12 protein-coding genes are annotated in these 10,681 nt (G+C 69.0%); all 12 read right to left on the bottom strand.

Going from position 1 to position 10,681, the window contains the following annotated elements; all coding sequences use genetic code 11:
* Window positions 1-52: 52 nt before the first annotated feature.
* The 12 genes from ACF07B_RS08855 to ACF07B_RS08910 all read right to left on the bottom strand — a co-directional run bounded on the left by ACF07B_RS08855 (window position 53) and on the right by ACF07B_RS08910 (window position 10,673).
* A complete protein-coding gene (locus ACF07B_RS08855; protein WP_392178336.1) occupies window positions 53-301 on the bottom strand; it encodes a hypothetical protein in 249 nt (82 codons plus the stop codon).
* Complete coding sequence (locus ACF07B_RS08860; RefSeq protein WP_369481709.1) at window positions 298-555, bottom strand: toxin-antitoxin system HicB family antitoxin; 258 nt, start codon at window positions 553-555, stop codon at window positions 298-300. The genes ACF07B_RS08855 and ACF07B_RS08860 overlap by 4 nt, the downstream gene beginning before the upstream one ends.
* A 567-nt stretch (window positions 556-1,122) precedes the next feature.
* Complete coding sequence (pqqE, locus tag ACF07B_RS08865) at window positions 1,123-2,238, bottom strand: pyrroloquinoline quinone biosynthesis protein PqqE (RefSeq protein ID WP_392178337.1); 1,116 nt, start codon at window positions 2,236-2,238, stop codon at window positions 1,123-1,125.
* Window positions 2,235-2,501: a pyrroloquinoline quinone biosynthesis peptide chaperone PqqD gene (gene pqqD / locus ACF07B_RS08870; RefSeq protein ID WP_392178338.1), complete on the bottom strand. Its 267-nt coding sequence runs from the start codon at window positions 2,499-2,501 to the stop codon at window positions 2,235-2,237. Before pqqD ends, pqqE begins: the two co-directional genes overlap by 4 nt.
* Window positions 2,494-3,258, bottom strand: a complete 765-nt coding sequence (pqqC, locus tag ACF07B_RS08875; RefSeq protein ID WP_392178339.1) for a pyrroloquinoline-quinone synthase PqqC — start codon at window positions 3,256-3,258, stop codon at window positions 2,494-2,496. The genes pqqD and pqqC overlap by 8 nt, the downstream gene beginning before the upstream one ends.
* Complete coding sequence (pqqB, locus tag ACF07B_RS08880) at window positions 3,255-4,154, bottom strand: pyrroloquinoline quinone biosynthesis protein PqqB (protein WP_384233994.1); 900 nt, start codon at window positions 4,152-4,154, stop codon at window positions 3,255-3,257. The genes pqqC and pqqB overlap by 4 nt, the downstream gene beginning before the upstream one ends.
* Window positions 4,155-4,166: 12 nt before the next feature.
* Window positions 4,167-4,298 (bottom strand): pyrroloquinoline quinone precursor peptide PqqA, encoded by a 132-nt coding sequence (pqqA, locus tag ACF07B_RS08885; RefSeq protein WP_392178340.1) that lies wholly within the window; start codon window positions 4,296-4,298, stop codon window positions 4,167-4,169.
* Window positions 4,299-4,378: 80 nt separating this feature from the next.
* On the bottom strand, window positions 4,379-5,359 hold the full coding sequence (locus ACF07B_RS08890; RefSeq protein ID WP_392178341.1) for a ThuA domain-containing protein: 981 nt from the start codon (window positions 5,357-5,359) through the stop codon (window positions 4,379-4,381).
* Window positions 5,360-5,489: 130 nt separating this feature from the next.
* Window positions 5,490-7,637: a PQQ-binding-like beta-propeller repeat protein gene (locus tag ACF07B_RS08895; RefSeq protein WP_392178342.1), complete on the bottom strand. Its 2,148-nt coding sequence runs from the start codon at window positions 7,635-7,637 to the stop codon at window positions 5,490-5,492.
* Window positions 7,638-7,829: 192 nt separating this feature from the next.
* Window positions 7,830-8,651 (bottom strand): citryl-CoA lyase, encoded by an 822-nt coding sequence (locus ACF07B_RS08900; RefSeq protein WP_384233988.1) that lies wholly within the window; start codon window positions 8,649-8,651, stop codon window positions 7,830-7,832.
* On the bottom strand, window positions 8,648-9,841 hold the full coding sequence (locus ACF07B_RS08905) for a CaiB/BaiF CoA transferase family protein (protein WP_384233987.1): 1,194 nt from the start codon (window positions 9,839-9,841) through the stop codon (window positions 8,648-8,650). The genes ACF07B_RS08900 and ACF07B_RS08905 overlap by 4 nt, the downstream gene beginning before the upstream one ends.
* Before the next feature lie 64 nt (window positions 9,842-9,905).
* Window positions 9,906-10,673, bottom strand: coding sequence for an IclR family transcriptional regulator (locus ACF07B_RS08910; protein WP_369481698.1), 768 nt, complete (start codon window positions 10,671-10,673; stop codon window positions 9,906-9,908).
* Window positions 10,674-10,681: the final 8 nt, after the last annotated feature.

The raw sequence follows: 10,681 nt of genomic DNA on the forward strand, positions 1-10,681 counted from the left end.
ATCCTGCTGAGGCCGGTCGAGCTGTCGGCCGGTCTTGGCGCGCCCGTGTGCGTCAGACCGTGATGGCGAAGACCCACAGGTGGGGGTCGGGGCCGGGGATGATCACGTAGTGGACGATGGCGGTGCCGGTCGTGATGACGCGTACCGCCTCATCCATGTCGTACTTGTCGGCCTGCGGCCAGGACCAAGGGTCGGCGCATGCGCGGATCACCGCGTCGTGGAGCTCTTCCTTGGCCGGGCCGGGCAGGTTCTTGATGGTCTCGCCGATGTGCGCGGCGAACCGGGCGGGGATTGCCGTCACGCGCCGAAGACCTCGTCCATGGTCATGGAGCCGGTTTCGGACCGGCCGCCGGCGATCCACTTCTGGTAGGCGACGCGGGCGTGCATGCGCGCGCGGGCTTCCCGCAGGTCTTCGGGTCCGTCCGCGGCGGCCTGGTCGGCTTCGAGGACGCCGGTGACGTAGTCGTTGAGGGACATTCCGGCGCGCTGCGCCGAGGCGCGCACCTTGTCGGCCAGCTCCTGGTCGACGCGAGTGTTGAGCTGTGCGATACCCATAGCAGTGATGTTAGCGATTTGCTAGCAGGCGGGGAAGGGGGCTGTCGGGTGACACGGCCGCGGGCGCAGCTGCTCCCGTGTCGCCTGTCCTTCTACCGGGCCGGCCCGCGGGAGCCGAGGCGGAGCCGTCGCAGGGTGCCGGGGTGTCGCGGACCTCATGCTGTCTCTCCGTTCCCGGCGGAGCGGGGCGAGGGATTCGTCGGCGAAATGGGGACGAGGCGTGCCCGGGACCGTCCGGCGGGCCGCCCCCGCTCACACCAGGGCTCAAGCCGAACGAGCCCAGAATCAGCTGACCGCGCGCCACACGAGACGGAGCGCCCGACACCAGCCCAGCCAGAGCCGGAATGTCCGACGCTACGGCTGCTCGGTCGCCGCCGGCAGGTTGTGCCATGCACGTCCGCAGTCGCCTTTGCAGTACATCTCGCGGCGGCGAGCGTCAGCAACGGCGACCACGGAAACAAGCGAAACAGAGGTGCGAAGCGGGAGGGCCGGAGCACAGGCTTCGGGCAACTGAGCGCCATCCATGGACTGGGTTACTGACGCATCCCTCAGATCAGCAATCCGCTCTCACGTGACGTGCTGTACGGTGCGCGCCTGGAGCCGGCTGACTGCCGCAGGGCGGCGAGGTATGAGCTCGGGCGGAGTGCCGGGGCGCGTGAGATCGATCAGAGTCGCGTGGTCCGGCGACAGTGAACAGGCCGGGTCGGTACGGGACGCATCTCCGGTAAGGGCGAATGCCTGGCAGCGGCACCCCCCGAAGTCCTCGGTCCGCCGTTCGCAGCTGCGGCAGGGATCCGGCATCCAGTCGGTGCCTCGGTAGGCGTTGAAGGCGGGTGACTCCTCCCAGATCCAGCGCAGGGGCCGCTCGGTGGCGTTGGGCGCATCGAGCCCGGGCAGCGTTGCCGCTGCCGGGCAGGGAAGAGTCGTCCCGTCCGGCGTGACGGTCAGCGAGACAGCGCCCCAGCCTCCCATGCAGGGCTTGGGGGTTCCGGAGAAGTAGTCGGGCACCACCCAGGTGATCTCGACAGAGCCGTCGAGTCGTTCTTTCCAGGCCTCCACCTGCGCTCCGGCGGCGGCCAACTGTTCGCGGCTCGGCATGAGCGCGGCTCGGTTGAGCAGGCCCCAGCCGTAGAACTGTGTGTTGGCCAGCTCGATCCGTTCCGCGTCCCAGGCCACGGCGAGTTCCATCAGCGCGTCCAGGGCGTCGAGGTTGTGCCGGTGCAGGACGACGTTGATGCCCAGGGGCAGGTCGCGTTCCCTGACCAGCGCGGCGGCCTGCTGTTTGGCGGTGAAGGCAGGATGGCCGGCGAGTTCGTCGGACCGCCGGGCGTCAGCGTGCTGTACGGACAGTTGGACACTGTGCAGACCGGCATCGACCAGGGCGTCGAGTCGTTCTGCTGTCAGTCCGACGCCGCTGGTGACCAGCTGGGTGTAAAGGCCTGCGTCCACTGCGGAGCGGGTGATCTGCTCGAGGTCCTTGCGCAGCAGGGGCTCGCCGCCGGAGAGGTGTGTGTGCAGGACGCCGAGTTCCGCTGCCTGGTGGAAGACGTCGGCCCACTGGGCGGGGCCGAGTTCCTGCGACCGGCGGGTCAGTTCCAGGGGGTTGGAGCAGTAGCCGCAGTGCAGGGGGCAGGCGTGGGTGAGTTCGGCCAGCAGGGCCCAGGGTGGGGTGGGAGCCGTCATCGCAGGCCGCCTTCCGTGTGGAGCTTGTTCAGGAACGAGGTGACGTCGTCGCGGATCGTGTCGGGGACGGGTTCCGGCGCGAGGGCGGCGATGATCTCGTTGACGGTGCGGGTGCCGTCCACGAGGTCGAGGACGGCCCGGCCGGAGCCGTGCAGGACGATGACCCGTTCGGGCAGGAGCAGGACGTCGGTGTGGCGGACCTGGTCATGACGCAGGCGCGCTGCGGGCGGGAGGCGGGGACGCCAGGTGGCGGGGTCAGGCATGGTGGCAGTCCTGGTCGGCGGCTTGCTGAACGCTGTCGAGCAGGCTCCACAGGACGTCGCACTTGAAGGACAGCGCGGCCAGCGCCTGGTGCTGCTGCCCGCGTGTGGTGGCCCACGTGCGTACCCAGCCCAGGGCTTCGCTTCCGTCTCGCCGGCCCTGGGGAACGCGGCCCCGGAAGTATGAAAGGCCGGCGGACTTGATCCAGGGGTAGTACAGGGGAAAGGTTTCCAGGCGCGTCAGCATGATCGACGGAGCGCAGAGTTCCGTCAGGGACGAGGCCACGGCTTCCAGCACGCCGGCGTTGCGGCAGAAGTTGACGTAGCCGTCCACGGCCAGGCGGACGCCGGGCAGGAGGTGTCGATGGTCGAGCAGCTCGTCCCGGCGCAGGCCGACGGCCTCGCCGAGCTGGAGCCATCTCTCGATGCCGCCGTCCTGGTCGGTGTGTCCGTCGTGGTCCTGGATGCGTCGCAGCCAGGACCGTCGATGCGCGGGAAGGTGGAGCTTGCTCAGGATGAGAGCGTCTTTGATGGGGATGTTGCACTGGTAGTAGAAGCGGTTGGCAACCCAGGTCCGCAGTTCGGCCGGTGCCAGCCGGCCTTCGTGCATGCGCTGGTTGAAGGGGTGGCGGTCGTGGTAGCGGCTGACCGCCAGGTCTCGCAGTCGGTGTTCCAGCTCATCCGCGGTCCAGGGTGCCGGGCCGTCCTGGGCGGCGCGGTGGTGGGTGACGAGCCGGGTGTCGGGTGCGGCCGTGGTCATAGAGACACCACCATCCTGTCTGCGGCAACGCCCAGGCCCAGGCCGGCGAGCCGTTCGTGTGCGGAATCGTCCGGATCCACCAGTGGATTGCTGTTGTTGAGGTGGGTGTAGAGGATCTGTCTGCCGCTTCCTTGGAGGCGGAGGGCGGTGCCGTGCGGGCCTTCGATGGGCAGGTGTCCCATGGCGGAGGCGGTGCGCTGCGAGAAGCCTGTGCGGTGGGGCTCGTCGTCGGTGAGGAAGGTGCCGTCGATCAGAACGCAGTCCGCGTCGGCGATTTCGTCGTCGAGGCGGTCGTTCCAGGCCGCGAGGGCCGGCGCGTACAGTGCGGTCTTCCCGGTGGCTCTGTCGCTGATCTTGAGTGCGGTGCTCCAGGCCGGGTGTGCGGGTTCGTCGGCGGCGTAGCGGGGACGCTTGGCGGACAGCGGGATGGCGCTGACGTCAAGTCCGCCTATGCCTGCGGGGTGTTCGGCTCCGGTAAGGGGAAGGTCGTACCAGTTCAGCGTGGTGTAGGGAGCAAGAACCTCGTTGAGGGCCAGGCGCGTGGTCAGGGCTTTGCGGACGGGTTCGGTGCACCAGATGTCGATACGGGAGGCTTCCCTGAGCCGCAGGAGGCCGAGTGTGTGGTCGAGTTCGGCATCGGTGAGAACGACGCGTACGACGGGTGTGCGTTCCTGTCCGGCGTCGGGCCTGAGGCTGGGGTGGCTTTCGAGCTGCTCGGCGATGTCCGGTGTGGCATTGGCGAGGAACCAGGCCCCTGAGTCCGCCGGTTGGAGGGCCAGTCCGTCGTGGAGGCGCCGGCGGGAGGGGTGGCGGCGTGCCCCGGTGCAGCCGGGGCACGCGCAGTTCCACTGAGGTATGCCACCACCGGCTGCTGTGCCGAGGATGCGCAGCAGCACGGCGGAGTCTCCCTACTTCGTGCGCAGGGAGTAGGCGGTGACTTCCAGTGCGGTGTCGACCACCGTGAAGTCGGGGCACTGCCAGCCCGCGGGGGTCTGGGCTGCCGGCTCGGCCGGGTGCTGGATGCGGGTCTCGTCGTGCATGGTGATGTTGCCTTCCTGTCGGGAGGGGTGATGGCGCCGTGGTGAGCGGCGGTAGTTGGCCGACCGGGTGTGGCCGGACGTCACTTGCAGAACGGCGTCTTGCCCATGGCGGATTCGATGCCGCCGAGGAGGAGCTTTTGGAACTCGGCGGCGCCCGCGAAGGAGCCGTCGGTGGAGAAGTCCTTGGCGTCGTGGCCGAGTGTGGTCAGCCAGGCGCGGCCGCCGTCGTAGTACTGGCACCAGGCGACGGGGTGGTTCTCGCCGTGCCCGGGATGGTTGTAGTTGCCGGTCACGCCCCTGGCGAGGGTGCTCTCGTCGACGTTGGCCAGGACACGCACCCGCGTCGGGGCGGGGACGAGGTTGTACCACTCGTCGGAGAAGTTCCACTTGGAGGGCAGTGACTTCGTGGAGACGTCCCTGTGGTCGACGGTTTCGACCGTGCCGGGCTGCGCGGGGCCGTGGTCGTAGAAGTTGGCGTTGCCGAGCAGGCCCTCGTACCAGGGCCAGTTGTACTCGGTGCCGAACGCGTTGTGGACGCCGACGAATCCGCCGCCGCCGCGGACGTACTGCCGCAGGGAGGTCTGAGCCGCGTCATCGAGGGCGTCGCGGCTGGTGGAGTAGAAGATGACGGCGTTGTACTTGAACAGGGTTGCGGGTGAGGCGAGTTGGGAGACGTCCTCGGTGTAGTCGACCTGGAAGCCGTCGTCCGCGCCCAGCTTGAGCACGGCCTTCTGGACGACGTTGGCATCGGTGAGGGGCGGGTTCATGCCTGCGGCGAGGACAGGGCCGAGGTTGGCGTGGCGGGGGCCTGCGGTGTGGGTGTAGAGGAGGACCTTGAAGGCCTTGGTGGTGTCGAAGTTGCCCCAGTTGTGGTAGCAGTGGGCGTCGACGCCGCGGCATACGCCGTAGTCGGGGTCGCCGAGTTCCTGGGCGCCCTGGCCGATGCGGCCCTGCGCCATGCTGAGGGTGCCGGTGGCCACCAGGGCGACGGTGATGCCGACTGTCGTGGCGGCGCTGGTGAGTGCTGCGTGCAGCGGGCGTACGCGGAGTCTGGTTCTCATGGGGCGTCCTTACGTCGTTCGAAAGGGCGTGGTGGGGCGGCCTCGCGGAAGGGGTCTGGGCCAGGAGTGGACACTGGCGGGCAGGGCTGCCGCGAAGCGGCTGGGAGAGCGCGGTGCAGTGGGCGGGCTGCTACTGGACGACGATCTTGCCGGTGTTCTGCGGGGCGACCGGGTCGTTGTAGAAGTACTCACCGGGGGTGTTGAAGGTGTACGAGGAGGACTGGCCCGGCATGAGGAGCCCGGTGTCGAACTCGGCCTCGAAGAAGGAGACGGCGCCGTGCGCGGACTTGTTGTCCGCGGGGTTGACGAAGGTGACCGTGGTGCCCTTGGCGATGCTCAGGTGCTGCGGAGCCATGGCGTTCTGGGCCACGAGGTTCTCGGTGGCGCCGGGAGCACTCTTCGCGTTGTCCCAGGTCCGACCCAAAGTGATGGTGTTCCTGGCGGTGTCGCCGGTCACGGCGGCGGTCCGGATCTGGTTGCGCTTGGACGGCGGGGTGGGCGCCGCGGCCGGCTTCACGGTGCCGCCGAGTCTGAACGCCCACAGGTGGTCGCCCCTGGGGATGTCCGGGTAGGGCAGGCCGTTTCCGCCGGCGAGCACGGCGATGTACTGCTCGCCGTCGATCTCGTAGGTCAGCGGGTTGGTGTTGACGCCGGCGCCGCACTGCCAGGTCCACAGTTCGCTGCCGTCGCGGTCGTCAAGGGCGGTGAGCACGCCGTCGGGACGGCCCTGGAAGAGCACGCCGCCTGCGGTGCTGAGGACGCCGTTGCCGTGGGCGAGGGACCAGTCGCCTTCCTGGCGCCAGGCGACGGTGTTGGTACGCGGGTCGACGGCGGCGAGGCCGCCCGCGAAGTACTCGCCGAGGGGCCGTGCGGTGTTGACGCGGCCGCCATGGGTGTTGGAGTAGGCGGAGTTGATGAGGCCGTAGCCGACGTAGACCAGGCCGGTGCGGTGGCTGAAGGACGGGGAGGACCAGTCGGCGCCGCCGCCCGCTCCGGGGAAGATGATCGTCGCGCGGTCCCAGTGGGCCTCGAAGAGGCCGCCGGTCGGGTAGAAGGGCACCGGCCGGGTGGCCTTGTCGATACGCGGCTCGGTCTCGACGAAGGGCTCGCCGCCGGGGAACGGCTGGGTGGGGGCGGTCTTCTGGGCCGCGTGCTGCGGCACCGGACGCTCCTCCATGCCGTGGATCGGCTTGCCGGTGGCGCGGTCGAGCATGTAATACATGCCCGTCTTGCTGCCGTAAACAACGATCTTGCGCTTCTTGCCCTTGATCAGGATGTCGGCGAGCACGGGGGACATGACTCCGTCGTAGTCCCAGATGTCGTGATGCACGGACTGGAAGTGCCAGCGCCGCTCGCCGGTCTTGGCGTCCATGGCGACCAGGCAGTTGGCGAAGAGGTTGTCGCCGCCGCGGGTGGAGCCGTCCGTGCGCGGATACGGGTTGCCGAACGTCCAGTAGACGATGCCCAGTTCGGGGTCGACGGCGGGGTGGATCCAGCAGACGGCGCCGCCGGTCTTCCAGGTGTCGCCCTCCCAGGTGTCGTGACCGTACTCCCCCGGGCCCGGGGTGCCCCAGAAGACCCAGGCGATCTCACCGCTGCGGGCGTCGAGGGCGTAGGCGCGGCCGCGGGCGCCGGCGGTGCTGCCCTGGGTGCCGATGTAGACGAGCCCGTCCCAGTACACGGCGGCTCCGGCGAGACCGCCTTTGCTGCCGCCGCACTGGCCGGAGGCGGGGTCGCAGTCCGGGTCGCCCTGGTCCTCGACCATCAGCTCGCGGCTCCACACGACGGCGCCGGACTTCTGGTCGAGGGCGAGGACCTTGTTGTCGCCGGAGATGGTGAACGCGAGGCCCTCACCGAGGGCGAGGCCGCGCATGTTGGTGGTGTCGGTGCCGACGTTCGTCTTCCAGTTCACCTGCCCGGTGCGGCCGTCGACGGCGAAGACGTTCTGCTGGGTGGTGGCCAGGTACAGCACGCCGTCCTGGGCGATGACGGCGCACTGCTGCGCGGAGGAGGTGGAGCCGTTCTCCAGGTTGATGTGCCAGGCTCCGCCGAGCTTGCGGACGTTGCCCGCGGTGATCTTCTTGAGCGAGGAGTAGCTGTGGTTGCCAAGGTTGCCACCGACCTTGGGGTAGTTCGCGCCGGTGGCGGCGTGGGCCTGGGCCGGTACCGGCCGCGCCGGACTGTCGGCGGTGTCGGCCTGGGCGGGTGTGCCGTTGAGCAGGGCGACGGTGGTGGCCGTTCCGGCCGCGGTCGAGGTGAGAAAGCTGCGTCTGTCCATGGTCCCTCTTTCATGACGAGTCCTGAAATACCCGTCAGTGGCGGGGCTGCGGAGTCTCAGGTGGGGGAGGGAGCTGCGAGGCGGATCATGGTCCGCTGTACGGTTCGGGTGGTCCGCACGATGGTTGCCGATTGGCGGAAAGCTACGTTAGGGATGCACCAGAGGTGTGGCAAGAGCTGTGACGCGGATTGTTCACGCGTCTTTCGGCTGGGGCAGGCGGGCCGGCAGCACCGTGCGCGGGATCGGGCCCTTGTTGCGGCGGCCCTGCCCGCTTTCCTCCCACGCGTGCGCCAGGATGCCCACCGAGCGGCTGAGGACGAACAGGCCGCGGGCGAGCGGGGCGGAGAAGCCCAGCTCGGCGTAGATGACGGCGGTGGCTCCGTCGATGTTCATCGGAACGGGCCGCGCGCCCGCTCGGCGTCGCTTGAGGATGTCCTCGACCGCGAGGGCCGCGTTGAGGAAGTCGCCGCCGACGACGTTGTCGGAAACCGCCTGCTGGACGAGCTGGATCAGCGGATCGCGCCGCGGATCTCTGGGGTGGAAGCGGTGGCCGAAACCCGGAAGGTAGCGCGAGCGGCTCTGCCAGTCGGCCATGACCTCCTGGGCCGCCTCCTGCCAGCTGCCGCCCAGGGCGTGAAGGTCACGGACGTCGGTGAGCATCTCCACGCACTGCTGGCCTGCCCCGCCGTGGGCGTCACCGAGCATGTTCACACCGGTGGCAACGGCGTTGTTGAGGCCGACTCCGCAGGTGGCGGCCATTCTGGCGGCAGCGATGGAAGGGGCCTGGGGACCGTGGTCGACACCGGCGACCAACGCGGCCTCCAGCAGGGACGATTCGCGTGGTGCGGGTGTGGTCGCGCGCAGCATCAGCCAGATGATGTCGACCAGGCTTGCCGTGCCGATGAGGTCCTGCACCGGGTGGTCGCGCAGTTCGATGCTGCCGGGTTCGATGTGGCTGACCGCGGTGGCCCACCACTGTGCGGCTTCGGCGGCGTCGTTGTGAGCGCTGGTCATGACGCGGCGGCCTCTCCGGCTGTCCGGGCGGCCGCATCGAGCCAGCGGCTCGCAATGTCCTCACGGCGGGCGTTGTGTTCGCCCAGCAGCGGCGGCGGAGAGGGCGGGCTGAAGGCTTCCCCGTCGACGAGAACGCCGTTGCCCACGACATTCAGTGGCCGTCCGGGACGTCCTGGATGACTGAGACTGGTGATGAAGTGCCGATGGGCCAGTTGTGGCTGTTCCAGGGCCTGGGGCACCGTGAGCACACGGGCGGCGGGCACGCCGGCGGCGTTGAGCTCGCGCTCCCAGTCGGCGGCCGGACGGCTCGACAGTGCCTCGTTCAGGGCGGTGTTGAGCTCGTCGCGATGGATCTTGCGCTGTTCCCGCTCGCCGAAACGGTCATCGGTGATCAGTTCTGGCGCGCCGGCCAGTCGGCACAGCGCCTCGAACTGGTGCTGCTGGTTCGCTGCGATGTTGAGGGGTCCGTCCAGGGCCTGGAAGGTTCCGGAGGGGGCCGCGGTGGGGTTCTGGTCGCTGAGCGGTTCGGGTGGAATACCGCTGACCAGGTAGTTGGAGACGGCCCAGCCCATGGTGGACAGCGATGCCTCCAGCATGGAGACGTCGAGACGGCTGCCGTGCCCGGTGCGTTCGCGGTGGAGCAGGGCTGCGCTGATCGCGAAGGCGGCCATCAGTCCACCGGTGGTGTCACAGACGGGGAAGCCCACGCGCTGGGGCGCTGTCTCGGTCGTTCCGGTGATGCTCATCATGCCGGTGAGGCCCTGGACGATCTGGTCGTAGGCCGGCGCGTCGCTCATCGGGCCGTCCTGTCCGAAGCCGGAGATGGAGCAGTAGACGAGACGTCCGTTGAGCTGGGCGAGGCGGTCCGCCCCGTAGCCCATCCTGTCCAGGACACCGGCCCGGAAATTCTCCAGCAGAACGTCCGCCCCGGACAGGAGCCGTTCGAAAAGGGCCCGGTCGGCGGTGTCCTTGAGATCGAGCTCCAGCGAGCTCTTGCCCGCGTTCTGGGCGAGGAAGGACGCCCCGACACCGTCCCGGTTGAGAGAAGGATCGGGGCCCAGGTTCCGGGCCAGATCACCCTGGCCCGGACGCTCGATCTTGACCACCTCGGCGCCCATGAGCATGAGCTGGTAGCTGCAGTAGGGACCTGCCAGCACGTTCGTGAGATCCAGAACGCGTATTCCATCCAATGGGCGAACGTGCATATGACGTCTCCTTCCAGCGGCACCTGCTGCGGCGCCGCTGCCGGCGTGGTTAGGTGCGCGGCCCCAGGGGGTGGTGGAAGCCCTGCGAGGCGATGCGCGCGGCTGTTTCGCGCAGGTCGTCCGCGAACACCTCGATGTCCTGCTCCGTGATGCGCGCGCTGGGGCCGCTCAGCGAAAGGGAGGCGACCGTGACACCCGACTGGGTGCGGATGGGCACGGCAACCGCCGTGAGGCCGATGTCGCGCTCGCCGTGGCTGGTGGCGTATCCGCGGCCGGCGGCCTCATCGGCCCACAGCCGCAGTTGTTGCACGTGGGCCACACCGTGCGGGGAAGCAGCGGCGACCCGTTGCAGCAGCCCATCGGTGGCCCCGATGAGCAGTACCTTCGACGAAGCGCCGGCCCACAGCGGCAGTTCGTCGCCCACGCGCACCACATGCCGCAGAGGCTGAGGGCTTTCCTGCTGGGCGACGCAGACACGGTGGATGTCGCGGCGGATCATCAGATTCGCCGTCTCGCCGCGCCGGTCGACCAGTTCACGCAACAGCTTCTGCGTGTCCGGCGGCAACTCCCAGCTGGTGTGGGCCAGATGGGCCCAGCGCCACAGGCCAGGCCCGGCCGTGTAGCCGCCGGGCGTCGCCCACAACAGTCCGTACTGCTCCAGCGTCTGGACGAGGCGCACCACGGTCGTCTTGGGGAGGCCGGTCGCGTCGACCATGTCCTTGAGAGGAACGGTGGGCTGATCTTCGGTCAGCAGCGACAGGATGTCCAGAGCCCGGCGCACGCTGCGTACGCCGCCTTGTCCTTGCTCCGTGTCCATGCGCTCTC

Origin of the sequence: Streptomyces sp. NPDC015532 (genome assembly GCF_043078065.1) — a bacterium.
GTDB lineage: Bacteria > Actinomycetota > Actinomycetes > Streptomycetales > Streptomycetaceae > Streptomyces.

Bases quoted from the DNA above. Each gene is read 5' to 3' on its own strand.
- ACF07B_RS08860 (WP_369481709.1), bottom strand. From the start codon at position 555: ATGGGTATCGCACAGCTCAACACTCGCGTCGACCAGGAGCTGGCCGAC.
- pqqE (WP_392178337.1), bottom strand. From the start codon at position 2,238: ATGACGGCTCCCACCCCACCCTGGGCCCTGCTGGCCGAACTCACCCAC.
- pqqD (WP_392178338.1), bottom strand. From the start codon at position 2,501: ATGCCTGACCCCGCCACCTGGCGTCCCCGCCTCCCGCCCGCAGCGCGC.
- pqqC (WP_392178339.1), bottom strand. From the start codon at position 3,258: ATGACCACGGCCGCACCCGACACCCGGCTCGTCACCCACCACCGCGCC.
- pqqA (WP_392178340.1), bottom strand. From the start codon at position 4,298: ATGCACGACGAGACCCGCATCCAGCACCCGGCCGAGCCGGCAGCCCAG.
- ACF07B_RS08890 (WP_392178341.1), bottom strand. From the start codon at position 5,359: ATGAGAACCAGACTCCGCGTACGCCCGCTGCACGCAGCACTCACCAGC.
- ACF07B_RS08895 (WP_392178342.1), bottom strand. From the start codon at position 7,637: ATGGACAGACGCAGCTTTCTCACCTCGACCGCGGCCGGAACGGCCACC.
- ACF07B_RS08900 (WP_384233988.1), bottom strand. From the start codon at position 8,651: ATGACCAGCGCTCACAACGACGCCGCCGAAGCCGCACAGTGGTGGGCC.
- ACF07B_RS08910 (WP_369481698.1), bottom strand. From the start codon at position 10,673: ATGGACACGGAGCAAGGACAAGGCGGCGTACGCAGCGTGCGCCGGGCT.